Genomic DNA, 24,643 nt, shown 5'->3' with positions numbered 1-24,643 from the left:
TTAGAATGAAAAAAGAAAATATTCCCAATGCATTGACGATAGGTAGGATTTTGGTAATCCCAATTTTTATCTTGTTACTGACCGTTTGGGATTCAACAATTAGTCATGTGTTGGCAGCACTTATTTTTGCATTAGCTAGTATTACGGATTATCTAGACGGCTATTTGGCTCGTAAATGGCAGGTTGTAACAAACTTTGGAAAATTTGCGGATCCGATGGCAGATAAGATTTTGGTGATGACGGCGTTTATCATGCTTGTAGAGCTTGGATTTGCCCCAGCTTGGGTAGTTGCAATTATTATTTGTCGTGAATTGGCAGTGACAGGTCTTCGTCTACTCTTGGTGGAAAATGGAGGAACAGTTCTAGCTGCGGCTATGCCAGGAAAAATCAAAACATTTTCACAGATGTTTGCGGTTATTTTCCTGCTCTTACACTGGAACGTCGTGGGGCAAATAACACTCTATATTGCACTTTTCTTCACCCTATATTCAGGCTATGATTATTTCAGGGGTGCCTCTTACTTATTCAAAGATACTTTTAAATGATGACAAATATTATCGAAGTAAAAAATCTTAAATATAAATACGACCAAGAGGATGAGCGCTATACCCTAAATGATGTCTCGTTTCACGTGAAACAGGGAGAATGGTTGTCTATTATTGGACATAATGGTTCGGGTAAATCAACAACAGTTCGTTTGATTGATGGTTTGTTGGAAGCTGAATCAGGTGATATTTATATTGACGGTGATGCCTTAACCATTGATAATGTATGGGATAAGCGACGCTTGATTGGTATGGTTTTTCAAAATCCAGATAACCAATTTGTAGGCGCTACAGTTGAAGATGATGTTGCATTTGGTTTAGAGAATCAGGGAATCCCTTTGGAGGAGATGCGTAGTCGAGTTGACGAAGCTTTGGAATTAGTTGGAATGACTGATTTCAAAACACGTGAGCCTGCTCGTTTATCTGGTGGTCAGAAGCAGAGGGTGGCGATTGCTGGAGTGGTTGCCTTGCGTCCAAAAATTATTATTTTGGATGAGGCTACGTCTATGTTGGATCCAGAAGGTCGTCTCGACTTGATTAAGATTGTCCGTGAAATTAAGGAGCGTCATGGTATGACGGTTATCTCTATAACACATGATTTGGATGAGGTTGCATTGAGTGACCGAGTTATCGTGATGAAAAATGGACAGGTTGAATCAATTAGCACTCCAAATGAACTATTTATGCGAGAAGATTTGGTAGATTTAGACTTGGATAGACCATTTACGACAGAACTGGCTTCATCTTTGCGCCAGACTGGACTTGATTTACCGCTCCGCTATTTTACAGAGGAAGAATTAGAGGAAACTTTATGGGAATTGATCTCCAAGAAGTAAGCTATACCTATCAAGCTGGCACTCCTTTTGAGGGGCGTGCGCTTTTTGGTGTGGATTTGGAGATTGTTGATGGCTCTTACACGGCCCTTATTGGGCATACGGGTTCGGGCAAATCAACGATTTTACAACTCTTGAATGGATTAAATGTACCAACAGAAGGAAGAGTAGTCATTGATGATGTTGTGATTACAGCGACGTCTGAAAATAAGGATATTAAGCAAGTAAGGAAGAAAGTGGGGCTGGTGTTCCAATTTCCTGAAAGTCAAGTGTTTGATGAGACAGTTTTGAAAGATGTTGCTTTTGGTCCACAAAATTTCGGAGTTTCTCAGGAAGAGGCTGAAACGATTGCGCGTGAAAAGTTGGCCTTGGTTGGAATTGATGAAAGCTTGTTTGAGCGTAGTCCTTTTGAACTATCTGGTGGTCAAATGCGTCGGGTGGCTATTGCTGGGATTCTGGCAATGGAACCAAGTATCTTAGTTTTGGATGAACCAACAGCTGGCTTGGACCCTGCGGGTCGTCAGGAATTGATGGATATTTTCAAAAAGCTTCATGAATCAGGCATGACAATCGTTTTGGTAACTCATTTGATGGACGATGTGGCTAACTATGCTGATTTTGTTTACATTATGGAAAAGGGAAAGCTAGTCCGTTCTGGTAAACCAGTTGATATTTTTCAAGAGGTAGATTTTTTAGAGAGTATTCAGTTGGGAGTACCTAAGATTACTAAGTTTGCAGCTAATTTGGAGAGAAGAGGCTTTGTATTTGAACGTCTTCCTATTACAATTGAAGAATTTACGGGGATGGTGACACATGGATAAATTAATTTTAGGTCGCTATATTCCTGGGGATTCAATTATTCATCGCTTGGATCCAAGAAGTAAGCTTTTAGCAATGTTTGGATTTCTATTGATGATTTTTTGGGCCAATAATTTGGTCACCAATGCCTTGTTGATAGCATTTGTTTTAGGAATGGTTGTTTTATCTCGTATTCGCTTATCATTTTTTATTAATGGTTTGAAACCGATGATAGGAATTATTCTATTTACAACTTTCTTTCAGGTTTTCTTTACACCTGGAGCGACACTTTTATGGGAATTTTGGATTTTTAAATTATCAGTTGAGGGTTTGCAACAGGCGGCGATTATTTTTGTTCGCTTTGTTTTGATTATTTTCTTCTCGACCTTGTTGACCTTGACGACGACACCCCTTAGCTTGGCAGATGGTATTGAATCAGGTCTTGCACCTTTGAAGAAATTTAAAGTTCCTGTGCATGAAATTGGTTTGATGTTGTCCATGAGTTTGCGTTTTGTACCGACCTTGATGGATGATACCACTCGGATTATGAATGCTCAGAGAGCTCGTGGAGTGGACTTTAATGAGGGAAATCTTATTCAGAAGGTAAGGTCAGTTATTCCTATTTTGATTCCCTTGTTCGCATCAAGTTTTAAGAGGGCAGATGCTCTTGCAACGGCGATGGAGGCGCGTGGGTATCAAGGCGGAGATGGGAGAACCAAGTACCGGATTTTGGAATGGAGGTTAGCAGATACGTTAGCAATTTTAGTTATGTTAGCTTTAGCTGGACTCTTATTTATATTGAAAAAATGAGTAAAAAACGCTAGAAATAGCGTTTTTATTGTCTAATCTCAATTTGTCTGTAATATTTGTAACAATTTCACAAAGTCTAAGTAATAGTTAGAGGGTATGATAGACACATGACAGAAAGGAATGTGACTATTATGAACATTACATTAAAGAAAAACTTAAAAACAACTATTGCTGGTTTGGTAGCGGGAATCTCCCTTTTGACTGCGGGTGTAGTCAGTGCAGAAACCTATACTGTAAAGTCTGGTGATACCCTGTCTGAAATTGCTGAAACACACAATACTACTGTTGAAAAATTAGCAGAGCAGAATAAGATTACCGACTTAGATTTTATCCATGTCGGTCAAGTTATCGAATTGGGTGATGTGGCAGTGAAGGCAGTAGAGAGTTCAGTTGAACAAACTCAATCAACAACATCATCAACTTCTACTGCAACAACTAGCACCTATTCTTCAAATTTGAGTGCTGAGGATGCAGCAGCAAAAGAATGGATTGCAATGAAGGAATCAAGCGGTAGCTATGATGCCCGTAACGGTATCTACATTGGTCGTTACCAGTTGACAAATACCTACTTGAATGGTGATTACTCACCAGAAAACCAAGAGCGCGTAGCAGATGCTTATGTTGCTAGTCGCTATGGTTCATGGTCTGCAGCCAAGGCTTTCTGGTTGGCAAATGGTTGGTACTAAGATAAATTAGAAGAGGTCTAGCACGATGCTAGACTTTTTTCTATTGTTGAAAGTTGTCTAGCTTTACAGTTAGGGTTGTTTTGTTTATAATTGTGAAAAAATTGACTAGAAAAGAAGAACTATGAAATTACAAAAACGAATTTTTCGATTAAATATGATTATGCTTATTTTTTCCTTGGTTGCTATGCTGGGGGTAAGTGTTTATGTGGTTAATAGTATTTATCGTAACCAAGAAACATGGCAGTCCACTAGCCAGAAGACAGCAAGCAGCCAACAGAGTTTAGAAAAATTTTCGGGATTAGATTTTGCAGTATTGGCAGATGAGTTAGCATCGGATGATGCACGACTCTATGTAGAAAGTAATGGTGAGGCTGTCTTTTCAAATCTGAAAGATGATGCGGATGAGATATTGGGAGTGACAGTATCATCAACCACTCACACCTCCTATGTAGATGGAGAAATTGTGATTAGCCGTAAACTCGCCACGGATGGGCAAGTTTATTATTTATATGCCTTGTTAGAAGATTTGGAAGATCAGCAAGAAAACCAAGAATTTCAAGCCTTCCTGATACAGCTTTTGTTAGTTGGTGGAATAGGTATCGTGGTCGTAGTAGTGCTTAACTTCTTCTTTACTCGCCGTCTCCTAGATGTCATCATGCGTCCTTTGGAGGAATTGCACAGCGGTGTAGAACGTATCCAGCAGGGAGATTATACAGTACCTCTGACCTATCAAGGTGATAAGGAATTTGAAGAATTGACCCAAGGGTTCAATCAAATGCAGACTTCTTTGTTAGATGCCCGTGAGAAAAATCGACTGTATGAACAAAATCGAACCCAGATGGTCGCAGATATTTCGCATGATTTGCGGACTCCCTTGACTTCTATCAAAGGTTATGCCAAGGGAATTTTGGATGGTATTGCCAATACGGACGAAAAACGCAATCAGTATTTGACTGTTATCTATCAAAAATCTCAGGTGATGGAGAAATTACTGGAAAAATTATTTGCTTTTTCACAATTGCAGACAGATAAAATGCCATTTGATAAAGTCCAGCTTGATTTGGCTATCTTTTTACAGTCCTATGTAAGAGAGAAAACTGAGGAATTAGTAGATGAGGACATTCGGTTTAGTTTGGAAGTATCAGATGGATTGCCAGTTGAGATTGATCCAATTCAATTTCGTAGAATTCTAGATAATTTGGTGGACAATGCACGAAAATATGCCGCTGTAAAGCCCCTGATAATCAGTATTACTGGACAAATGCAGGAGCAAGAAGTTGTTTGGACTTTTACAGATAACGGAAAAGGTGTAGCAAAGGATAGACTTGACTTAATTTTTGAAGAATTTTACAGGGAAGACGATACCAGACAGCAAGTAGAAGGCCATGGTCTGGGGTTAGCGATTGTAAAAAATATTATGGAGAGACTGGATGGTCAGGTATCTGTTGAGGCGACTCCAGGTCTTCGATTTATCTTTAGATTACCTAGAAAGGATACGAAATGACACGGATTTTAATCGCAGAAGATGATGTAGAGATTGCTTATTTGGAGCGAGATTATCTGGAAATGCAGGGCTACCAAGTAGATTTGGTACATGACGGTGGTCTTGTAGAGGACCAACTCAAAAAAGAGGATTATGCTCTTTTAATGCTGGATGTCATGCTCCCAAATAAAACTGGCTACGATCTTTGTCGTGATTTACGGGATAAGGTGGATTTCCCTATTTTAATGGTTACATCCAAGCAAGAAACTATGGACGTGGTGAGAGGGCTAGGCTTGGGAGCGGATGATTACATCAGCAAACCTTTTGATCCCATGGAGTTGGTGGCGCGTGTAAAGGCTCATTTGGCTCGCTACCAGCGTTTTCAAAAGGATAATGATCATAATGAATTAACAGTTGGGAATATGACTATTTTCTTGGATAATTGGAAAGTGACTTTGGATGGTCAGGAAATCAAATTGCCCAATCGTGAATTTGAATTGCTGGTTTATCTAGCAAAACACCCTAACCGAGTATTCTCTAAAGATCACTTGTTTGAAACCATTTGGGGATATGACTATGTTGGAGATAGTGCGACAGTTGCTGTTCATGTCAATCGGCTCCGAGATAAATTGGGAGCCGATTTGATTGAGACTGTCTGGGGAGCAGGCTATCGTCTTAATGATTAATTTATAAGTGTTTAGAATTTGTTTAGAAAGTTTCTCTAAAGTGTTAAAACCTATCCTCTATAATAGACTTATCAGCAAGAGCTGAAGAAAACAAGTTAAAAAGAGGACAAAATGGAAAATAACAATCAACAACAAGAAATTATTAAAGTGGTAGAAAGTAAGAGAACAGGTGTCTGGGAATCAGTCAAACAGAAGGTTACAGGCATGAGTAAGAAATCAATTATCTTATTGTCAGTAGGTGCCTTGACCTTCGCAACGATTGGTTTTGTCGCAGCAGAAGTGTATGAAAATAAACTTGAGGCTTTGGAGAACCAAATTGAGCGACAAGTTGGAATTGCAGATGATGATGACAATCAACAGGTAATAGCACAAGCTAATGCATCATCAGCCTCATCAGTAAATACAACTTCTGCTAGTCAACTCGCAACAAGTTACGGTGTAAAGTTAGTTGACACCTCTGAGCTAGATGGTACTTATACAGCAACATCTGGAAATGATACCTACACGTTGACTGTAAAAGGGAATCAAGCAACCTTGACAGAAGTTGACAAAGACGGAGATCAAGATATTGAACAAGTTATCTTTGATTTAGATAAAAAACTTGCCTACATTGATGGCGAAGCAGATAGTTATACCTTGAATGGTCCAACTCTTACTTTGACAGAAATTGATGCCAATGATACAACCTTAGAGAAACTAACATTCACGAAACAATAAGAAAAGGGACCGTTAAGGTCCTTTTTGGTTTACACTATTGTCAATCTTCTCCAAAAATTTCTTGAGCAAGGCGACGACCCGTCGGTGTAGCTGCAAGGCCACCTTCAGCAGTTTCACGGAAGGCAGTTGGGAGGGCTGAACCAACTTGGTACATGGCATTGACAACTTCGTCAACGGGGATTTTGGATTCGATACCTGCTAGTGCCATATCGGCAGCAACCAAGGCGTAGCTTGCTCCCATTGCATTACGTTTGACACAAGGGACTTCTACCAGACCAGCGACGGGATCGCAAATCAGACCCAGCATATTTTTGATGACAAAGCAGATGGCTTGGCTGGCTTGGTAGGGAGTTCCACCTGCTGCAAGAGTTAATGCTGCGGCAGACATAGCAGAGGCAGACCCGACTTCTGCCTGACAGCCTCCTTCTGCACCTGAGATGGAGGCGTTGTTGGCGATAACTAGTCCAAAGGCTCCAGCTGTAAATAGGAAGTCAAGTTGCTGTTCTTCTGTCAAATTGAGCTTTTCAATAGCAACTCCTAGCACAGCTGGTAGACAGCCTGCAGATCCTGCTGTCGGAGTGGCACAGACTAAGCCCATTTTGGCATTCAACTCATTAACGGCCATGGCATTTCTTGCGGCGGATAGGACAGCGGAATCTGACAAGGTTTTACCAGATTTCATATAGGCATCTAACTTGGCAGCATCACCTCCTGTTAAACCAGATACGGATTTGCTTTCAGTAAGTCCATCCATGATGGAGGCTTTCATAACTGTCAAGTTTCTTGACATAATTGTCAATATTTCTTCGCGGCTGCGACCGGTCAATTCAATTTCAGTAGCAATCATGAGTTCAGCTACATTACCAGAAAAGTTGTCTGCTTGCTGAACTAATTCTTCGATAGTATAAAACATGTCTTTCTCTTTCTAGTTGAAGAAGGTTACATTGTGCAGGTGTGGAATTTTTTCAATCTCTGCAATAGAATTTTCACATTGGCGAGCATCCACTTCAATAATCATAATGGCTTTTTCGCCAGCTTTTTCACGTGTCACGTTCATTTGGGCGATATTGATGTCATACTTAGAAAGGACATCGGTCACTTTCGCAATCATACCAGGGACATCTTGGTGAACAATAATAATAGTTGGCGTATTCATATTGAGATTGACAGAAAAACCGTTGAGCTCTGTTACTTGAATGTTTCCCCCACCGATGGAAACGCCTGTGGCTGAGATGGATTTTTTATCGTTTTTTATGATGATTCTGGTGGTATTGGGATGTGGGGTATTGCTGTCCTTGTTGACACGCCAGTAAACCTTAATACCTCGTTCTCTTGCAATATCAAGAGAGTCAGGAATGCGGGGATCATCCGTATCCATGCCCAGAATACCTGCTACCAAGGCTACATCCGTACCGTGACCACGATAGGTCTTGGCAAAGGAATTGTAGAGTTGAAATTCCACCTCTGTCGGCTCATCGCCGAAGATGGAAGACACAATTTTTCCAATGCGGACCGCACCAGCTGTGTGACTAGAAGATGGACCGATCATAACAGGTCCAATAATATCAAAGACCGACTGAAATTTTAAGTTTGTCATAGTAATCCTCACGTTTTTCTTGGTACTATTATATCAAATTTTCCAGTTAGAGAATATGCCTAGATGAATGTGTTTTCTTATGTTAAAATCCTATCGCTTACCCTTTTTGTATGGTATAATACAAGTTGTTCAAAATCGTCAATCGTTTTTGGATAATCAAATTTTGGAATACGACCTTCAAATCGTTATTTCTACGAAAAGATGGGAGAAGATTATGTCAATTGACAATTCTAAAACCCGTGTTGTTGTCGGTATGAGTGGCGGTGTAGATTCATCGGTTACGGCTCTCTTGCTCAAGGAGCAGGGCTACGATGTGATCGGCATCTTCATGAAAAACTGGGACGACACGGACGAAAATGGCTTCTGTACAGCAACAGAAGACTACAAGGACGTGGCTGCAGTGGCAGACCAAATCGGCATTCCTTACTACTCTGTCAACTTTGAAAAAGAGTATTGGGACCGCGTATTTGAGTACTTTTTAGCAGAGTATCGGGCTGGCCGCACCCCCAATCCAGATGTCATGTGTAACAAGGAAATCAAGTTCAAGGCCTTCTTGGATTACGCTATGAACTTGGGGGCGGACTATGTGGCGACGGGGCACTATGCTCAGATATCACGCGACGAGGACGGCACCGTTCATATGCTACGTGGGGCAGACAATGGCAAGGATCAGACCTATTTCCTTAGCCAACTCTCACAGGAACAACTGCAGAAAACCATGTTTCCGCTCGGCCATTTACAAAAGCCTCAGGTGAGGGAAATAGCAGAGCGAGCAGGCTTGGCGACGGCTAAAAAGAAAGATTCGACAGGCATCTGCTTTATCGGTGAAAAGAACTTCAAAGAATTTTTAGGGCAGTATTTGCCAGCCCAGCCCGGCCGGATGATGACGGTTGACGGTCGTGATATGGGAGAGCATACAGGCCTTATGTACTATACCATTGGTCAGCGGGGAGGGCTAGGTATCGGAGGACAAATCGGTGGGGACAATGAGCCTTGGTTTGTTGTCGGGAAAGACCTGTCAAAAAATATCCTCTATGTCGGCCAAGGCTTTTATCATGACTCCTTGATGTCAACTTCTTTACGGGCCAGTCAAGTGCACTTTACACGTGATATGCCTGAAGAATTCACGCTTGAATGCACGGCTAAGTTCCGCTATCGTCAACCAGATAGTCAAGTAACTGTCAAGGTAAAAGGTGACAAGGCAGAGGTTGTTTTTGCAGAGCCACAACGAGCCATCACACCAGGTCAAGCCGTTGTTTTCTACGACGGTCAAAAGTGTCTGGGCGGTGGCATGATCGACATGGCCTACAAAGATGGGGTTGCTTGTCAGTATATTTAATCAAAAATAAAAGCTTAGCACCCTCATGCTAAGCTTTTTATCTTATCCCCAGAAAGCATCTTCGGCTTTTTGGTCGGCTGAGAAGAGCCAAACTTCCTTGATTTTGCCATCTTCCATACGGAAAAGATCGATGCCATTCATGTTTAGTTCTTCACCATCTGTTCGAGTACCGAGGAATGTTACGTTAGCGGCAACAAGAGTATCATTATCGGATACCCAGTTTGTCACTACTTTGAAAGTTCCATTTGTTTTTTCGGCGAAAGTTGCTAGATGTGCTCCGAGTACTTCCTTACCAATTTTAGCACCAGATGTTGAATGATTTCCGGGTTGATGCCAGATAATGTCATTAGCCATTGTTTCAAAAAGAGCTGCAAAATCACCAGCGATGAGAGCATTGTTATAGGCATTAAAAATTTCCAAGTTTGTTGACATTTGATGTCCTCCAATTTTTTTGATATAGTACAATTATAGCTGAAGCATTCCATTATGCAAGTAGGTACTTTTGCATTCGTTGGTATCAAAAGTGATACTATTGTGATAAATAAAGGAGAATTTTTTTGAAAAAAGTTAGTGAATATGGTATTTGCCCTTTTGCAACAACACAAAAAGTCTTGACTGGTAAGTGGGGATTGGTGATTATCTACCAACTCAGTACAGGAACGAAACGCTTCAATGAATTACAGCGACTGATTCCAGGTATTACTCAAACCATGTTAACAAGGCACCTTAGACAATTGGAGGAGGATCGCATTATTAGTCGCACGGTCTATGCAGAAGTCCCTCCTCGTGTAGAGTATAGCTTGACTGAGATGGGCGAAAAATTTCGTTCGGTACTGGATGCTGTTGAGGCTTGGGGCTTAGAATATATTGAAACGTTAGCGTAACACTAGATTTGAAATTCTACAAATCTTTTGATAGAATAAGAGTAACAATTATCATGATGGTCAAAGCTCATGGGAATTGTAGGCTTTTTTGTCCTGCAATTTTCGAGAGTTTTGGCTATTTTTTGCGATTGGGGAGAGAAGATGGATTTCAGAACGAGACACGACAATCAAATCTTCGGTGTTCGTGCGACGGGCTTGGTGGTACAAGATGAGAAGTTATATCTTGTTAAGTCACCTGAGGGGAAATACTACACCTTAGGTGGAGCTATTCAGCTTGGTGAAACGACGGAAGAGGCTGTCCTGCGGGAAATGCAAGAAGAAATCGGAATTGAGGTGGAACTTGGACCACTAGCATTTATCGTTGAAAATCAGTTCACCTTACAGGAGAAATCCTATCATCAGATTGAATTTCTCTATATAGTTACCCCGCTGTCTAATCAAGCTCCCAATCTGGAAGAAGGGAATTCTGTTCGCCAGTGTGAATGGGTTACTTTTGCGAACTTAGAGAAACTGGATCTCAATCCAGCCTTTCTTAAGACCGAACTAGCCAAATGGGACGGACAACTAAAGCATTTTATGAACAAAGACAACTAAAGTAGCGGAGGAAACCATGCCTGTTAAATTGATTGCCCATGTCTTGCTGACTGTTGCAGACAGCCACTTGATTATTCAACGTTCGCAGATTAAGCGTGGCAAACCCAATGTTTTTCCCCGATATTGGGACATTCCAGGCGGTCGTGTCGAGGAGAATGAGTTACCCCGTGATGCTGCAGTGAGAGAGTGTTTTGAAGAAACAGGTATTTCGATAGAAAAGGAAAATCTGATCATTATCCATGAAGATAGTCAGTTTGATGAAGAAAAACAGACGGTGTTTACAAGGCTGGTCTATGAAGGAACACTTACAGAACAGGTAAAAACCATTCTTCTTGATCCAGAAGAGCATACTGATTTTATATGGTTTACTAGTCGCGATGAAAATAAGAAAAATTTAGTTCCATATCTTGAAGAAATTTTAGAAAAGAGAAGGAAGAATGGATTTTAGGACTAGAATTGACAATCAGATTTTTGGTGTTCGGGCGACTGCATTGATTATAAAAGATGGGAAAATATTTCTCACCAAGGACGCTAAGGAGCGTTATTATACCATTGGTGGTGCAATAGCAGTCAACGAAACGGCACAAGATGCGGTTGTTCGGGAAGTCAAAGAAGAATTAGGAGTTGACAGTTGTGTCAACCAGCTAGCTTTTGTCGTTGAAAATCAGTTTACACATGAAGGCATAGATTTTCACAATATCGAATTTCATTTTATCGTTGAGCCTATTGGAGAATTGCCCAAGGAGATGATTGAAGAAAGCTTGAAACAAGCTTGTGAATGGATTGACGTTGACAAGCTTGTCAACCTAGATGTCGTACCAGCTTTTCTGGCTCAAGAATTGCCAAACTGGAATGGGCAAGTCAAACATATCATGAACATAAAGGAGAAATAAAAATGACACACACATTTGCAGAAAACTACGATGTCATCGTAATCGGTGCGGGGCATGCGGGTGTAGAGGCGGGATTGGCAGCTAGTCGGATGGGCTGTAAGACCCTGCTTGCGACCATTAACTTGGATATGGTGGCTTTTATGCCATGTAATCCCTCCATTGGTGGTTCTGCCAAGGGGATTGTGGTAAGGGAAATCGATGCCCTAGGTGGCGAAATGGGCCGCAACATTGACAAGACCTATATCCAGATGAAGATGCTCAATATGGGTAAGGGGCCAGCTGTTCGTGCCTTGCGGGCTCAGGCGGATAAGGCAGAGTATGCAGCGGAGATGAAGCGGACGGTGGAGCGTCAGGAAAATCTGACCCTACGTCAAACCATGATTGATGAGATTTTGGTGGAGGATGGTAAGGTTATCGGTGTCCGCACGGCTACCAACCAGAAATTTTCTGCCAAGGCGGTTGTGGTGACGACGGGTACAGCCCTGCGTGGCGAGATTATCATCGGTGACCTCAAGTATTCGTCAGGCCCTAACAATAGCCTAGCTTCTATCACGCTGGCGGATAATCTGAAAGAATTGGGGCTTGAAATCGGTCGATTCAAGACAGGGACACCACCGCGTGTCAATGCCCGCACCATTAATTACGACGAAACCGAGATTCAGCCAGGCGATGAAAAGCCAAATCACTTTTCATTCTTGTCCAAGGACGAGGATTATTTGCAGGACCAGATCCCTTGCTGGTTGACCTATACCAATGCGACTAGCCATGAGATTATCAACAGCAATCTCCACCGGGCACCTATGTTTTCAGGGATTGTCAAGGGGATTGGGCCCCGTTATTGTCCGTCAATCGAGGACAAGATTGTGCGTTTTGCCGACAAGGAACGCCACCAGCTTTTCCTAGAGCCAGAAGGTCGTAATACCGATGAAATCTATGTCCAAGGGCTGTCAACCAGTCTGCCAGAAGATGTGCAGCAGGACTTGATCCACTCCATTAAAGGCTTGGAAAATGCTCAGATGATGCGGACGGGCTATGCCATTGAGTACGATATGGTTATGCCTCATCAGTTGCGGGCGACGCTGGAAACTAAGAAGATTTCTGGGCTCTTTACAGCAGGTCAAACCAACGGAACATCAGGTTATGAAGAAGCAGCAGGTCAGGGAATTATCGCTGGAATCAATGCAGCCCTTAAGGTACAGGGTAAGCCTGAGTTGATTTTGAAACGAAGCGACGGCTACATCGGTGTTATGATTGATGACCTGGTGACCAAGGGAACGGTGGAGCCGTATCGCCTCTTGACCAGTCGGGCAGAGTACCGCTTGATTTTGCGTCATGACAATGCTGATATGCGTCTGACGGAGATTGGTCGTCATGTCGGCCTGGTAGATGATGAACGCTGGCAGGTTTTCCAGATTCACAAAAATCAATTTGACAATGAAATGAAACGCTTGGAATCTATCAAACTCAAGCCAATCAAGGAAACTAACGAAAAAGTTGTTGCTATGGGCTTCAAGCCCTTGACAGACGCTTTGACCGCCAAGGAATTCATGCGTCGTCCAGATGTGACTTATGCAGATGCGGTAGCCTTTATCGGTCCTGCGGCAGAGGACTTGGATGCCAAGACCATTGAGTTGATTGAAACAGAGGTCAAGTACGAGGGCTACATTGCCAAGGCCTTGGATCAGGTGGAGAAGATGAAACGCATGGAAGAAAAACGCATTCCAGCAGATATTGACTGGGATGATATTGATTCCATAGCGACGGAAGCTCGTCAGAAATTCAAGCTGATTTCACCAGAAACCATTGGCCAGGCTAGTCGGATTTCCGGTGTCAATCCAGCGGATATATCCATTCTCATGGTTTACTTGGAAGGACGCAGTCGTTCCATTTCTAAAAACAAATCAAAGGACAGTCACTAAGGCTGTTCTTTTCGCTGTATGTCAGCTATATGTCAGCTATATGTCAACTACTTTAAAATCATGTGAAAAGTAGCTTTTTTACTGAATTTATGGTAGAATGGCAGGCAGAGGTTAGTGATGAAAAGATTTCGATTTTCGACAATTCACTTTGTCATGATAGGTGTCATTTTATTTGGGTTGGTGGCTCTTGTCCACCGACTTTTTCCAATTGGTGCCAGTACAGTTTTTGCGCTACTCATCAGCCTATTGGTGTTGATTGCGCTGTTTATTTATCAAAAACATTCTTATGAATTTAGTGAGCTAGAACAGATTGAATATCTCAATAATCAGGCCAATTCTGGTTTGATGATGCTCTTGGATAAAATGCCAGTGGGAGTTATCAAAGTTCGACCAGATAGTAATCAGGTAGAATGGTTTAATCCCTTTGCTGAGCTGATTTTTGCTCAAGAAAATGGTGAGTTTGATCAAAAAAAACTACGTGAAATTATTGACGTTGGTCTGGATGAGGAGCGAATTTATGCGAACTTTTCAGGCAAGAGATACGCTGTTAACGTTGATTTTGATCAAGGGTTATTTTACTTTTTTGATGCGTCAACAGAGTATTCGGCGACAAATAGTTTGATCGGAAGCCGTCCTGTTATAGGGATTATTTCAGTTGATAACTATGATGAGCTTGAGGATGCTGTAACAGATTCTCAAATCAGCCAAGTCAATTCCTTCTTGGCTCAATTTGTTTCGGAATTTTGCCATGATTACGGTATCTACTACCGACGCGGCACAATGGATCGATTCTATTTCTTTACAGATTATGCTGTGTTGGAAAAATTGATAGAGAATAAGTTTTCAGTTATTGATAAGTTCCGCGAGGAGGCTAAAAAGTTAGATTTAGGTTTGACTTTGAGTATGGGATTGGCGTATGGTAATGAAAATCATCACCAAATCGGACAGGTTGCGCTCCAAAATCTCAATATGGCTGAGGTTCGTGGTGGAGACCAGGTTGTGGTCAAGGAAAATGATGAGAGTAAACAGCCACTTTTCTTTGGCGGTGGCTCGGCTTCTTCCGTTAAACGAACACGTACGCGGACTCGTGCTATGATGACTGCTGTATCAGATAAACTCAAATCGGTTGATGCTGTTTTTGTGGTGGGACATCGTAATTTAGATATGGACGCGCTTGGATCCGCGGTCGGTATGCAGTACTTTGCTCAAAATATTATGAACAATGCCTATACGGTGTATAATCCAGATGAAATGGCACCAGATATTGCACGTGCTATCAAGAAGTTGAGTGATGAAAATTGTTCTAATTTGCTAACGGTTGAGGAAGCCATGAAGATGGTCACTTTCCAGTCGTTGTTAATCATGGTAGATCATTCAAAGATTGGCTTGACTTTGGATAAGGATTTCTATGAACAATTTACCCAGGTTGTGGTGGTTGATCATCATCGTCGCGATACAGATTTCCCAAATAATGCAGTTTTGACTTATATAGAGAGTGGTGCTAGTTCTGCGAGTGAGTTAGTAACGGAATTAATTCAGTTCCAGAATGACAAACACCATAAGCTTAATCGCATTCAATCTAGTTTATTGATGGCTGGGATTATGCTTGATACAAAAAATTTCACATCTCGTGTGACCAGTCGTACTTTTGATGTGGCTAGTTACTTGCGGACTCGTGGTAGCGATAGCTTGGAAATTCAGCAGATTGCTGCGACAGATTTTGAGGAATATCGTCAAATCAATGAACTGATTTTAAGTGGGCAGAGAATTGAGTCCAATGTTGTTATTGTGTGTGCAGGTGATACTAAAGAATACGATAATATTATTCCGAGCAAGGCTGCCAATACAATATTGGACATGGCAGGAATTGAGGCGGTATTTGTTATAACAAGAAATACCAAAGGGTATGTATCTATTTCTGCAAGGAGTCATAGTAAAATCAATGTTCAACGCATTATGGAAGAAATGGGTGGAGGTGGCCACTTTAACCTAGCTGCCGCTCAGGTATATGACCAGACAATCGCAGAAGTATGTGAAAAGTTGACGGATAAAATCCGCGAAGAAATAAATGGAAATTAGGAGAACAGATATGAAAGTAATCTTTTTAGCAGATGTTAAAGGTCAAGGTAAAAAGGGTGAGATTAAGGAAGTTCCAACAGGTTATGCCCAAAATTTCTTGATTAAGAAAAATTTGGCTAAGGAAGCAACAAATCAAGCGATCAGCGCCCTTCGTGGTCAGGAAAAATCTAAGGAAAAGGCTCATGCAGAGATGATTGCAGAAGCAGAGGCTATCAAGGCTAAGCTGGCTGAGGAAGCTACTTTAGTGAAATTTGTCGAAAAAGTTGGTCCAGATGGTCGTACCTTTGGTTCTATTACCAGCAAGAAAATTGCTGAAGAATTGGACAAGCAATTTGGCATCAAGATTGATAAACGCCATATTCAGCTGGATCACCCAATTCGTGCGATTGGTCTCATTGATGTACCAGTTAAAATCTATCAAGATGTAACAGGCATCATTAATTTGAGTATTAAGGAAGCTTAATTATTTATCTAGCCAGTGAGGAGGTGAGATCTTGGCAGAGTTGGATGAATTGCGGGTGCAACCGCAGGATATTCTAGCTGAACAATCGGTATTAGGAGCTATTTTCCTTGATGAAGGCAAGCTGGTCTTCGTTCGTGAATACATCGAAGCTGAAGATTTTTTCAAACATGCTCATAAGCTAATTTTTAAAGCTATGATTGCTCTTTCTGATAGAAATGAGGCAATTGATGCGACTACCATGCGTAACTATTTAGTGAACCATGGTGATTTGGAAAATATTGGTGGCTTGGCCTATTTGGCTGAAATCATTAGTTCCGTGCCGACGGCAGCCAATGCGGAATTCTATGCCAAGATTGTTGCTGAAAAGTCTAATCTCCGTAAACTGATTGCCCGTTTGACGGATGCAGTTAATCAAGCTTATGAGGGTGCGGATGGTTCAGATGACATTATTGCCAATGCTGAAAAAGCTTTGATTGATGTCAGTGAGGGAGCCAGTCGAAGTGGTTTCAAGCGGATTGATGATGTCTTGAATATCAACTTTGACAACCTTGAAACTCGTGCTAAGCAGACGTCGGATATTACAGGGATTGCAACTGGTTATCCTGCTCTTGATGCCATGACAACGGGTCTGCATGAGGAAGAGTTGATTATTCTTGCGGCTCGTCCTGCGGTTGGTAAGACGGCATTTGCGCTCAATATTGCACAAAATATCGGTACAAAACTGGGTTTGACAGTTGCCATCTTTTCTTTGGAGATGGGTGCAGAAAGCTTGGTTGACCGTATGCTCGCTTCTGAGGGAGTTATCAATTCGAGGGCTATTCGTACGGGGCATTTGACGCAGGAAGAATGGAATAAGTACATGGTGGCTCAAGCTAACCTGGCTCGGGCTAGTATCTATATTGATGATACACCAGGTATCAAGATTACAGAGATTCGTTCGCGTTCACGTAAGTTGGCTCAGGAAACGGGCAATCTGGGCTTGATCTTGATTGACTATCTTCAATTGATTACGGGAACAGGTCGTGAAAACCGACAACAAGAGGTTTCTGAGATTTCCCGTCAGTTGAAGATTTTGGCCAAGGAATTGAAAGTACCAGTTATCGCCCTCAGTCAGTTGTCTCGTGGAGTTGAGCAACGTCAGGATAAGAGACCTGTTCTGTCTGATATTCGTGAATCGGGATCTATCGAGCAGGATGCGGATATCGTTGCCTTCTTATATCGTGATGATTACTATGAGCGCGGTGAGCAGGAAGACGGTGGTATTCCCAATAATACGGTTGAAGTCATCATCGAAAAAAACCGTTCCGGTGCGCGTGGTACCGTGGAACTGATGTTCCAAAAAGAATACAATAAATTTGCAAGTATTTCCAAGAGGGAGGATGGATAGAGAATGAGTGATGCATTTACAGATGTTGCTAAAATGAAGCAAATCAAACAAGATATTAAAGACCATGAGGGACAAATTGTTGAGTTGACCCTTGAAAATGGTCGTAAGCGTGAGAAGAATAAGCAGGGGCGTATTGTGGAGGTTTATCAGTCTCTCTTTATCGTTGAATTTGAAGATCCAAACAATACCTTTGTGGAATCTTATACTTACTCAGACATTTTGACAGAAAAGATTTTGATTCATTATTTGGATTAATCGCTATATAAGGCTTTACAGAGCCTTTTTTTTGTGCTATACTAATCTTTGTGCGAAATAACAGCAGGGCAAAATGAAGCTCGTCAACAGAAGGTCAGCAAGAAGAGTAATCGTTGCTGTTTCGATGAAGGCCTCCTGCACGAATCAGGTTTGCTTAAAACGTTATTTCCTACAATAATTATTTTTTATTTTAGGAGGACATAACACATGTCACGTTATACAGGACCATCTTGGAAACAAGCTCGTCGTCTTGGCTTGTCATTGACAGGTACAGGTAAAGAATTGGCACGTCGTAACTACGTACCAGGTCAACACGGACCAAACAACCGTTCTAAATTGTCAGAATACGGTTTGCAATTGGCTGAGAAACAAAAATTGCGTTTCTCTTACGGTTTGGGTGAAAAACAATTCCGTAACTTGTTCGTACAAGCTACTAAAATCAAACAAGGTACTCTTGGTTTCAACTTCATGCTTCTTTTGGAGCGTCGTTTGGACAACGTTGTTTACCGTCTTGGTTTGGCAACTACTCGTCGTCAAGCACGTCAATTCGTAAACCACGGTCACATCCTTGTTGATGGCAAACGCGTTGATATCCCATCATTCCGCGTTGAAGTTGGTCAAGTTATCTCAGTTCGTGAGAAGTCAATCAAAGTTCCAGCTATCCTTGAAGCTGTTGAAGCAACTCTTGGCCGTCCAGCTTTCGTATCATTCGATGCTGAAAAGCTTGAAGGTTCATTGACTCGCTTGCCAGAACGCGACGAAATCAACCCAGAAATCAACGAAGCTCTTGTCGTAGAATTCTACAACAAAATGCTTTAAGATTTGTATCGATATTTTAAAAGCCCTATTTACAAGGGCTTTTTGTCTGTATTTTAGGAGGGATTATGTGGCGTAAGTATTTTTTGCTAGTGCTATTAGCTATTTTGGTCGTAGGTGGGGCCTTCTTTCTATCTCAATCAGCGGCTACGCCAAATGAATCAGACTATGTGAAGGCTGTAAAGAGTTACCAGGCTATTTCGATAGACGAAGTGGAGCAAAAGGTCCAAGATGAGGAAGAATTTATATTATACATAGGCCGGGAGACATGTCCATATTGTCGTGATTTTGTTCCTAAATTAACAGAGGCAGTAGAGCAATCACATGCGACGATCTACTATTTAGATAGCGAGTCGGATCCGAATGGAAAAATACAACAATTTCGACAGAGTCAAGGTCTTGCTACGGTTCCTAGCTTAATCTATTATAAATCGGGTAAATTATCTGGAATACTTCGTAAAGGGAGTCAAGCAACGCTATCTGAAATAGAGAATTTTTTAGCTCTTCAAGGGCAGTAAATAGTTTTAAGAATGTATGAAGCGAATATCATACATTTTTTTTGTTCATGTTTGTGAAAAATATTTCAAAATAGATTGAAAAACATTTCACAATCTTGTATAATACTAATATCAGATAAAAATTGGAGGTTTATCATGAAAAAGAAAGCTTGGTTAGGCTTATTATTGAGTCTACTTGCTGTTGTGTTTTTAGTGGCATGTGGAGGCAAGTCTGAAAAGACAGCTACATCATCATCTTCAACTTCGTCTTCTTCAGAAGAAGCAGTTTCAGGTGCATCTGAGAAAGTTTATACAGATCCATCTGAGTTGAAAGATAGCTACGATGTTATCGTTGTTGGTTCAGGTGGTGCAGGTATGTCAGCAGCTATCTCAGCTAAAGATGCTGGTGCTAGTGTTGTTTTGTTGGAGAAAATGCCTGTAATCGGTGGTAATACGGCTAAATCATCAGCTGGTATGAATGCTTCACAGACTAAATTCCAAGAAGCGGAAGGCATTGCTGATTCAAACGATAAATTCTATGAAGAAACACTTAAAGGTGGTAAAGGAACAAATGATCCGGAATTACTTCGTTACCTTGTAGATAACTCAGCTGGTGCAATTGACTGGTTGGATGGAATGGGGATCACTCTTAGCAACCTAACTACAACTGGTGGTATGAGCGAGAAACGTACCCACCGTCCTGCAGATGGTTCAGCTGTTGGTGGCTACTTAGTAAATGGTCTTTACCACAATCTTGTTGAACGTGAAGTACCAATTTTTGTAAATGCAGATGTTACAAAACTTCAAGATAAAGATGGAGTTGTAACAGGTGTTGAAGTGAAGATTGCTGGTGAAACTAAGAAAGTTTCTGCAAAAGCAGTTGTATTGGCTACAGGTGGTTTCGGTGCGGACTTAGATATGGTTGCTAAATTCAATCCAGCACTTGAAGGTTATGTCACTACTAACCAAGAAGGTTCAACAGGTGACGGTATTGCGCTTGCTGAATCAGAAGGTGCTGCGACTGTTGATATGGAACAAATCCAAATTCACCCAACTGTTGAGCAAGAAACTTCTTACTTGATTACGGAAGCTGTTCGTGGTGAGGGTGCTATCCTTGTCAATTCAAAAGGTGAGCGTTTTGTTAACGAATTGGAAACTCGTGATAAAGTTTCTGCGGCTATCAATAGCTTGGAGCCAAACTATGCTTATGTTATCTTTGATGATGCCTTGAAAGATCGTGTGAAAGCTATTGCTCAATACGAAGAAAAAGGTCTTGTAAAAACGGGTGCTACACTTGCAGATTTGGCTAAAGAAATTGACCTACCTGCGGATACACTTCAAACAACACTTGATACTTGGAATAAGGCTGTAGCAGATAAGAATGATGCGGCATTTGGTCGTACATCAGGTATGGACCATGCTTTGAATACTGGTTCTTACCACGCGATTAAAGTTGCACCTGGTGTTCACCATACAATGGGTGGTGTGAAAATCAATACCAATACTGAAGTATTGAAAACAGATGGTTCAGTAATTTCTGGTCTTTATGCTGCTGGTGAAGTAACTGGTGGTGTTCATGGTCAAAACCGTATTGGTGGTAATGCTGTAGCAGACATCATCGTATTTGGTCGTCAGGCTGGTGAACAAGCAGCTGGATTTGCTAAGAAATAAATTTTAATATGAGGAGTTGGCTACAGTCTAACTCCTCTTTTTGTATTGTCGTCATTCATCTAAGATGATATACTTTTAAGGTATGAAGAAGAAAATAGTATTATTGTTAGGAGCTATTGTAGCCATTCTTTTGATTTGGTCTGCTATTGCTGGCCAGCGTCAGCAATCCTATGTCGAGGCTGAATTAAGAGACCAAGATAAAATTTGGATTATCACAGATTTGCATTATTTATCACAGGATTTATTTGATGATGGAGAGGCTTTTTCTTATATCGAAAAAACAGCTGCTGGCAAGGATTTACGTTATGGAAAAGAGCGGATGGAGGCCTTGGTTGAGCAGGTTGAGCGTGAGCAACCGTCCTTGTTACTAGTCAGTGGGGATTTGACTCTCAATGGTGAAAAGCAGAGCATGGTTGAGTTGGCGCAGTATTTTACCCAGATTGAAGAAAAAGGAACAGAGGTTTTGGTCATTCCTGGTAACCATGATATTGCCAGTGGCTGGGCTAGGGCTTTTAAGGGAGATCAGCAGGTAGTGACAGATCAGGTCAACGCTCAGCAATTTTCAGATATATTTGACGATCATGGCTATCAACAAGCCAGCAGTCGTGATCAAGCCTCATTGAGCTATCTGGCCAAGCCATTTTCCAATGCTTGGTTTCTGATGATAGACAGTAACATCTACTCTGACGGCTACGGTAAAGGAGCTCCTCCAACCAATGGACGTATCAAAAAAGAGACCTTGGATTGGATAGAAGTACAGCTTCAGGCAGCCAAGGAAGCTGGAGTGAGCTTGATACCTGTTGTCCATCACAATGTCTTGCAACAGCATGCCATGCTCTCAAAAGGCTATACTTTGGATAATGCTGCCGATTTGAAGGCCTTGTTCAATCAATATGGCATTCAATTTGGTTTTTCAGGCCACACTCATTCTCAGAATATTGTTGAAGAAGACTTGGGGCAAGTCAGCTATTCTGAAGTGGTCAATGGTGCATTTTCTATTTATCCAGCAATTATCGGCCAATTGAGCCTTGGTAATGCAAGCATTCACTATCAAAAAACTCAACTTGATATGGCTTCGTGGACAGAAAAACACCAACCTAGTGATCCAAATTTGCAGGATCACGTAAAGTACTTACAAACCGTCTTTGACAATACCAGTGACATCATGGTCCACAATGTGTTGAACGATGAACGTTGGTATGATGGCGAGACGGCAGATGCAATTTCACAATTTATCATGCCAGCCAATCGTGCTTATTTTTCAGGAGAAAAATTGGATCAGACTTGGCTTGATGAGACAGTATTTCCAAGCCAAGCCTATCAGACCTTGCAAGCAGCATCACCGAGAAGTTTCTTGGCTGATTATCTTGATGTGATTATAAAACGGAGTCAAGGTCGAGATGTGGAGCAAGTGACGGTTTCTAAATGACGAATAGAAAGAAAATCCCGCTTTTAAACGGGATTTTTCTATTCTTATGCTTGTAAGGGGAGGATGATTTTTAGTTGCACCCAATTATCTTCCTTGCTAAGTGTGAGACTGCCACCGTATTTATTGGCAACATACTCCATGCTCTTAAGACCGAATCCATGGTAGTCCTTATTTGTTTTTGAGGTTTCAGGGAGCTGTCCTGTGGATAAGTCTAGTGAAGAAGTATCGTAGTTGTCTAATCGAATGATGAGAAATTGCTGATGGCTGGCAACCTTTAAAGTAATCAAGCGTTGTTCAGGATTATCTATTTTTTCAACAGCCTCTATGGCATTGTCAATGGCATTTCCAAACAGAGCTGAAATATCCATTACATCCATAAAATGGAGGGGTTCTCCCTGAACAATACAGGTAAAGTTGATTCCATTTTGCAAACAGTAATAATTTTTCTGGCTGAGAATGGTATCTAGAACGGGATTTCCTGTTTCAATCTTGGCATCAAGGGTTTGGATCACCTCGCTCATTTCCTCTAGGTATTTCTCCTTTTTTGTTTTATCCGATTCTTGCTGAATGATGGCCAGTTGATGCTTTAAATCATGGACCTTACGGTCAAGAATCTCACTGTTTTCACGATAGGCTTGGTATTGCTTGTATTGAAGTTGGAACATATTATTGATAGAAGTCAATTCCTGCCGTAAATAGCGATCGTATTGTTGAGATTCTTGGGTGAATAGGAGCAGAAGACCAGAGAGATTGACGGTTGTCCGAAGAATGAAAATGCTGGTCGAGTCTTGAAATTGGCGCGTGCCTGAGAGGATGAAGCCAATATTACTGAGAACAAAGATAGATAAGGTTGTAAAGACGGCTACCGTCACATCTCGCTGCTCAATGAATTTATCCAATTCTTCTAAGCGAACTTTTCGATCTTGTAGATAGATGAGCCAGTAGGAAAGCAGAGAAGTTATCAACAGAAATACCCCTTGTGTCCACAAGTTATCCACAGGCTGTTGATAAATCGTCAAACAGTAGAGATGCCAAGTAATGGAGGCTACTAATTCGGCAATGATAAAGGCTTTTGCTGTCAAATAGAGACTAGTCCTCTTGTGGATAACTCCAAGCAATCGAATGGAAACAAACATCCAAGCGATATTGATGCCCATTCCCACAGTCCAAAAAAGCAAGGGGAGTTTGCCAGCCAATAGTTGAAGTAAGATTTGTATGAGGAAAATCAGGAGGATGCGTACCTGTTTGCGTGACCATTTTTCAGACAAAACAAGTGAGGAACAGACCAGTAGGCAGGCCAAGCTTTCTGTTAGAGCAGTATAGAAACGCGGAATATCAGGGAAATTGATCATAGTAGGCTATCTCCGATGAAGTTGGTTAGAGCTGTCATAAATTCTTTTTTTCTTGGGCGGCTAATCGGCAAGGCTGTATTTGTGACGTAAACAAGGCTACCTTCCACTTTTTGAACGTGGGATAGATTGATGATATAGGCTGAGTGGGCTCGTACAAACACTTTACTGTCTAACATGGCTTCGAGATTCTTGAGACTATTATGGGTAATCGTTAGGCCACCGTCAACTGTGTAGATGTGAACCTGATGTCCTTGACTTTCTAGGTAAACAATATCTTCTTGATAGAGTTTTACGGTGGACTGTTTGCTTTTTATATACAAACTTTGTTTCTCTTGGCTATCGGGTAATTTTCTAAGAATTTTTTTAAAATGTTCCTCAAAGACGAAGGAGCTCAGTGGTTTGAGAAGAAAATCAATGGCCTCAACAGAATAACCCTGAATAGCGACATGGGAATGATTGGTCACAAAGACGATGAGAACATCTTTATCCACAGACCGAATCTTTTGAGCAGTGGTCATCCCGTCCATAATCTCCATCTCGACATCTAGGTAAATCAGATCAAATTGTTTTTGATAGTCACTAGTGATATGGAGACCGTCATTAAAACAGCTGATTTCCACTGCAATCCCAGCTTTTTGGCAGTAGGTTTTGATGTAGTTGGACAATCTCTCTTGCTCGATTTTTTGATCTTCTACAATCGCGATTTTCATAAAACACCCCCTTTTATTTTCTATCAGTATATCAAAATTAAAATGAAATTGTTAGCTATATTTTAGAAAAATCAAATGATAAAATAGCAAGAGTAGGATTATTTTTCTCAATTTACAAATTATGAAGGTTAAATGACAGATTATGAAGAAAGGGTTTTCATTAAGTATGTTAATTGATATAGTGGACTCAAGAAAAAGAA

27 protein-coding genes are annotated in these 24,643 nt (G+C 41.3%); 22 read left to right on the top strand and 5 right to left on the bottom strand.

Annotated elements, in window-relative coordinates; genetic code table 11:
- Positions 1 to 5: 5 nt before the first annotated feature.
- The 8 genes from pgsA (at position 6) to ODU46_RS08700 (ending at position 6,558) form a co-directional block, all read left to right on the top strand.
- Positions 6 to 545, top strand: a complete 540-nt coding sequence (gene pgsA, locus ODU46_RS08735; RefSeq protein ID WP_014638849.1) for a CDP-diacylglycerol--glycerol-3-phosphate 3-phosphatidyltransferase — start codon at positions 6 to 8, stop codon at positions 543 to 545.
- Positions 545 to 1,381, top strand: a complete 837-nt coding sequence (locus ODU46_RS08730) for an energy-coupling factor ABC transporter ATP-binding protein (protein ID WP_024407754.1) — start codon at positions 545 to 547, stop codon at positions 1,379 to 1,381. The genes pgsA and ODU46_RS08730 overlap by 1 nt, the downstream gene beginning before the upstream one ends.
- Positions 1,357 to 2,199, top strand: a complete 843-nt coding sequence (locus tag ODU46_RS08725) for an energy-coupling factor ABC transporter ATP-binding protein (RefSeq protein WP_002938195.1) — start codon at positions 1,357 to 1,359, stop codon at positions 2,197 to 2,199. Before ODU46_RS08730 ends, ODU46_RS08725 begins: the two co-directional genes overlap by 25 nt.
- Complete coding sequence (locus tag ODU46_RS08720) at positions 2,192 to 2,986, top strand: energy-coupling factor transporter transmembrane protein EcfT (protein WP_105136703.1); 795 nt, start codon at positions 2,192 to 2,194, stop codon at positions 2,984 to 2,986. The genes ODU46_RS08725 and ODU46_RS08720 overlap by 8 nt, the downstream gene beginning before the upstream one ends.
- A gap of 131 nt (positions 2,987 to 3,117) precedes the next feature.
- Complete coding sequence (locus tag ODU46_RS08715) at positions 3,118 to 3,672, top strand: LysM domain-containing protein (RefSeq protein WP_114866984.1); 555 nt, start codon at positions 3,118 to 3,120, stop codon at positions 3,670 to 3,672.
- Between the two features lie 121 nt (positions 3,673 to 3,793).
- Positions 3,794 to 5,176 (top strand): HAMP domain-containing sensor histidine kinase, encoded by a 1,383-nt coding sequence (locus ODU46_RS08710; RefSeq protein WP_208498269.1) that lies wholly within the window; start codon positions 3,794 to 3,796, stop codon positions 5,174 to 5,176.
- Positions 5,173 to 5,841: a response regulator transcription factor gene (locus ODU46_RS08705; protein ID WP_014638843.1), complete on the top strand. Its 669-nt coding sequence runs from the start codon at positions 5,173 to 5,175 to the stop codon at positions 5,839 to 5,841. Before ODU46_RS08710 ends, ODU46_RS08705 begins: the two co-directional genes overlap by 4 nt.
- 111 nt (positions 5,842 to 5,952) lie before the next feature.
- Positions 5,953 to 6,558, top strand: a complete 606-nt coding sequence (locus tag ODU46_RS08700; protein WP_336372627.1) for a DUF3642 domain-containing protein — start codon at positions 5,953 to 5,955, stop codon at positions 6,556 to 6,558.
- A 40-nt stretch (positions 6,559 to 6,598) separates the two neighbouring features.
- Here the strand turns inward: ODU46_RS08700 and sdaAA are convergent, their stop codons facing one another.
- Together sdaAA and sdaAB are read right to left on the bottom strand one after the other, a co-directional pair.
- Positions 6,599 to 7,471, bottom strand: a complete 873-nt coding sequence (gene sdaAA / locus ODU46_RS08695) for an L-serine ammonia-lyase, iron-sulfur-dependent, subunit alpha (protein WP_105136707.1) — start codon at positions 7,469 to 7,471, stop codon at positions 6,599 to 6,601.
- A 12-nt stretch (positions 7,472 to 7,483) separates the two neighbouring features.
- The gene (sdaAB, locus tag ODU46_RS08690) at positions 7,484 to 8,155 is read right to left on the bottom strand and encodes an L-serine ammonia-lyase, iron-sulfur-dependent subunit beta (RefSeq protein ID WP_002938202.1); all 672 of its coding nucleotides are present in this window, start codon (positions 8,153 to 8,155) and stop codon (positions 7,484 to 7,486) included.
- 214 nt (positions 8,156 to 8,369) lie between these two features.
- On the opposite strand from sdaAB, the gene mnmA reads away from it, so the two are divergent.
- A complete protein-coding gene (gene mnmA / locus ODU46_RS08685) occupies positions 8,370 to 9,494 on the top strand; it encodes a tRNA 2-thiouridine(34) synthase MnmA (RefSeq protein WP_336372628.1) in 1,125 nt (374 codons plus the stop codon).
- Between the two features lie 42 nt (positions 9,495 to 9,536).
- Here mnmA and ODU46_RS08680 read toward each other — a convergent pair whose 3' ends face one another.
- Positions 9,537 to 9,926: a nuclear transport factor 2 family protein gene (locus tag ODU46_RS08680; RefSeq protein WP_024389859.1), complete on the bottom strand. Its 390-nt coding sequence runs from the start codon at positions 9,924 to 9,926 to the stop codon at positions 9,537 to 9,539.
- Between the two features lie 125 nt (positions 9,927 to 10,051).
- On the opposite strand from ODU46_RS08680, the gene ODU46_RS08675 reads away from it, so the two are divergent.
- The 13 genes from ODU46_RS08675 (at position 10,052) to ODU46_RS08615 (ending at position 22,381) form a co-directional block, all read left to right on the top strand.
- Entirely contained in the window at positions 10,052 to 10,378 is a 327-nt protein-coding gene (locus ODU46_RS08675) for a helix-turn-helix domain-containing protein (protein ID WP_014638837.1), read from the top strand.
- A 141-nt stretch (positions 10,379 to 10,519) separates the two neighbouring features.
- Complete coding sequence (locus ODU46_RS08670; RefSeq protein WP_114867046.1) at positions 10,520 to 10,972, top strand: NUDIX hydrolase; 453 nt, start codon at positions 10,520 to 10,522, stop codon at positions 10,970 to 10,972.
- 16 nt (positions 10,973 to 10,988) lie between these two features.
- Entirely contained in the window at positions 10,989 to 11,420 is a 432-nt protein-coding gene (locus ODU46_RS08665; protein ID WP_114866979.1) for an NUDIX hydrolase, read from the top strand.
- Positions 11,410 to 11,865 (top strand): NUDIX hydrolase, encoded by a 456-nt coding sequence (locus tag ODU46_RS08660; protein ID WP_105136710.1) that lies wholly within the window; start codon positions 11,410 to 11,412, stop codon positions 11,863 to 11,865. Before ODU46_RS08665 ends, ODU46_RS08660 begins: the two co-directional genes overlap by 11 nt.
- Positions 11,866 to 11,867: 2 nt before the next feature.
- Positions 11,868 to 13,784, top strand: coding sequence for a tRNA uridine-5-carboxymethylaminomethyl(34) synthesis enzyme MnmG (gene mnmG / locus ODU46_RS08655; RefSeq protein ID WP_114866978.1), 1,917 nt, complete (start codon positions 11,868 to 11,870; stop codon positions 13,782 to 13,784).
- A 117-nt stretch (positions 13,785 to 13,901) separates the two neighbouring features.
- Positions 13,902 to 15,863 (top strand): DHH family phosphoesterase, encoded by a 1,962-nt coding sequence (locus tag ODU46_RS08650; RefSeq protein ID WP_230333834.1) that lies wholly within the window; start codon positions 13,902 to 13,904, stop codon positions 15,861 to 15,863.
- A 10-nt stretch (positions 15,864 to 15,873) separates the two neighbouring features.
- Positions 15,874 to 16,326: a 50S ribosomal protein L9 gene (rplI, locus tag ODU46_RS08645; protein ID WP_012775408.1), complete on the top strand. Its 453-nt coding sequence runs from the start codon at positions 15,874 to 15,876 to the stop codon at positions 16,324 to 16,326.
- Positions 16,327 to 16,357: 31 nt separating this feature from the next.
- Entirely contained in the window at positions 16,358 to 17,713 is a 1,356-nt protein-coding gene (dnaB, locus tag ODU46_RS08640; RefSeq protein WP_002938217.1) for a replicative DNA helicase, read from the top strand.
- Positions 17,714 to 17,716: 3 nt separating this feature from the next.
- Positions 17,717 to 17,968 carry a Veg family protein gene (locus ODU46_RS08635; RefSeq protein ID WP_002938218.1) on the top strand — a complete coding sequence of 84 codons (252 nt, stop codon included), beginning with the start codon at positions 17,717 to 17,719 and terminating at the stop codon, positions 17,966 to 17,968.
- Between the two features lie 207 nt (positions 17,969 to 18,175).
- On the top strand, positions 18,176 to 18,787 hold the full coding sequence (gene rpsD, locus ODU46_RS08630) for a 30S ribosomal protein S4 (protein ID WP_024407736.1): 612 nt from the start codon (positions 18,176 to 18,178) through the stop codon (positions 18,785 to 18,787).
- 65 nt (positions 18,788 to 18,852) lie between these two features.
- Positions 18,853 to 19,302 carry a thioredoxin gene (locus ODU46_RS08625; RefSeq protein WP_398579520.1) on the top strand — a complete coding sequence of 150 codons (450 nt, stop codon included), beginning with the start codon at positions 18,853 to 18,855 and terminating at the stop codon, positions 19,300 to 19,302.
- A gap of 135 nt (positions 19,303 to 19,437) precedes the next feature.
- Positions 19,438 to 20,952, top strand: a complete 1,515-nt coding sequence (locus tag ODU46_RS08620; RefSeq protein WP_398579519.1) for a flavocytochrome c — start codon at positions 19,438 to 19,440, stop codon at positions 20,950 to 20,952.
- Positions 20,953 to 21,034: 82 nt separating this feature from the next.
- Positions 21,035 to 22,381, top strand: a complete 1,347-nt coding sequence (locus ODU46_RS08615; RefSeq protein ID WP_398579518.1) for a metallophosphoesterase — start codon at positions 21,035 to 21,037, stop codon at positions 22,379 to 22,381.
- A 44-nt stretch (positions 22,382 to 22,425) separates the two neighbouring features.
- Here ODU46_RS08615 and ODU46_RS08610 read toward each other — a convergent pair whose 3' ends face one another.
- Positions 22,426 to 23,733 carry a GHKL domain-containing protein gene (locus ODU46_RS08610; protein WP_398579517.1) on the bottom strand — a complete coding sequence of 436 codons (1,308 nt, stop codon included), beginning with the start codon at positions 23,731 to 23,733 and terminating at the stop codon, positions 22,426 to 22,428.
- On the bottom strand, positions 23,730 to 24,443 hold the full coding sequence (locus tag ODU46_RS08605; RefSeq protein ID WP_205026783.1) for a LytTR family DNA-binding domain-containing protein: 714 nt from the start codon (positions 24,441 to 24,443) through the stop codon (positions 23,730 to 23,732). Before ODU46_RS08605 ends, ODU46_RS08610 begins: the two co-directional genes overlap by 4 nt.
- Between the last annotated feature and the right edge of the window lie 200 nt (positions 24,444 to 24,643).

Origin of the sequence: Streptococcus sp. 2020WUSS089 (assembly GCF_044427405.1) — a bacterium.
In the GTDB taxonomy this organism is placed as follows: Bacteria; Bacillota; Bacilli; order Lactobacillales; family Streptococcaceae; genus Streptococcus; species Streptococcus hashimotonensis.
The sequence above is the reverse complement of the archived record's forward strand: the minus strand, read 5'-3'. Positions and strand labels throughout refer to the sequence as shown.

Bases quoted from the DNA above. Each gene is read 5' to 3' on its own strand.
- pgsA (WP_014638849.1), top strand. From the start codon at position 6: ATGAAAAAAGAAAATATTCCCAATGCATTGACGATAGGTAGGATTTTG.
- ODU46_RS08730 (WP_024407754.1), top strand. From the start codon at position 545: ATGACAAATATTATCGAAGTAAAAAATCTTAAATATAAATACGACCAA.
- ODU46_RS08725 (WP_002938195.1), top strand. From the start codon at position 1,357: ATGGGAATTGATCTCCAAGAAGTAAGCTATACCTATCAAGCTGGCACT.
- ODU46_RS08720 (WP_105136703.1), top strand. From the start codon at position 2,192: ATGGATAAATTAATTTTAGGTCGCTATATTCCTGGGGATTCAATTATT.
- ODU46_RS08715 (WP_114866984.1), top strand. From the start codon at position 3,118: ATGAACATTACATTAAAGAAAAACTTAAAAACAACTATTGCTGGTTTG.
- ODU46_RS08710 (WP_208498269.1), top strand. From the start codon at position 3,794: ATGAAATTACAAAAACGAATTTTTCGATTAAATATGATTATGCTTATT.
- ODU46_RS08705 (WP_014638843.1), top strand. From the start codon at position 5,173: ATGACACGGATTTTAATCGCAGAAGATGATGTAGAGATTGCTTATTTG.
- ODU46_RS08700 (WP_336372627.1), top strand. From the start codon at position 5,953: ATGGAAAATAACAATCAACAACAAGAAATTATTAAAGTGGTAGAAAGT.
- sdaAA (WP_105136707.1), bottom strand. From the start codon at position 7,471: ATGTTTTATACTATCGAAGAATTAGTTCAGCAAGCAGACAACTTTTCT.
- sdaAB (WP_002938202.1), bottom strand. From the start codon at position 8,155: ATGACAAACTTAAAATTTCAGTCGGTCTTTGATATTATTGGACCTGTT.
- mnmA (WP_336372628.1), top strand. From the start codon at position 8,370: ATGTCAATTGACAATTCTAAAACCCGTGTTGTTGTCGGTATGAGTGGC.
- ODU46_RS08680 (WP_024389859.1), bottom strand. From the start codon at position 9,926: ATGTCAACAAACTTGGAAATTTTTAATGCCTATAACAATGCTCTCATC.
- ODU46_RS08670 (WP_114867046.1), top strand. From the start codon at position 10,520: ATGGATTTCAGAACGAGACACGACAATCAAATCTTCGGTGTTCGTGCG.
- ODU46_RS08665 (WP_114866979.1), top strand. From the start codon at position 10,989: ATGCCTGTTAAATTGATTGCCCATGTCTTGCTGACTGTTGCAGACAGC.
- ODU46_RS08660 (WP_105136710.1), top strand. From the start codon at position 11,410: ATGGATTTTAGGACTAGAATTGACAATCAGATTTTTGGTGTTCGGGCG.
- mnmG (WP_114866978.1), top strand. From the start codon at position 11,868: ATGACACACACATTTGCAGAAAACTACGATGTCATCGTAATCGGTGCG.
- ODU46_RS08650 (WP_230333834.1), top strand. From the start codon at position 13,902: ATGAAAAGATTTCGATTTTCGACAATTCACTTTGTCATGATAGGTGTC.
- rplI (WP_012775408.1), top strand. From the start codon at position 15,874: ATGAAAGTAATCTTTTTAGCAGATGTTAAAGGTCAAGGTAAAAAGGGT.
- ODU46_RS08635 (WP_002938218.1), top strand. From the start codon at position 17,717: ATGAGTGATGCATTTACAGATGTTGCTAAAATGAAGCAAATCAAACAA.
- rpsD (WP_024407736.1), top strand. From the start codon at position 18,176: ATGTCACGTTATACAGGACCATCTTGGAAACAAGCTCGTCGTCTTGGC.
- ODU46_RS08625 (WP_398579520.1), top strand. From the start codon at position 18,853: ATGTGGCGTAAGTATTTTTTGCTAGTGCTATTAGCTATTTTGGTCGTA.
- ODU46_RS08620 (WP_398579519.1), top strand. From the start codon at position 19,438: ATGAAAAAGAAAGCTTGGTTAGGCTTATTATTGAGTCTACTTGCTGTT.
- ODU46_RS08615 (WP_398579518.1), top strand. From the start codon at position 21,035: ATGAAGAAGAAAATAGTATTATTGTTAGGAGCTATTGTAGCCATTCTT.
- ODU46_RS08610 (WP_398579517.1), bottom strand. From the start codon at position 23,733: ATGATCAATTTCCCTGATATTCCGCGTTTCTATACTGCTCTAACAGAA.
- ODU46_RS08605 (WP_205026783.1), bottom strand. From the start codon at position 24,443: ATGAAAATCGCGATTGTAGAAGATCAAAAAATCGAGCAAGAGAGATTG.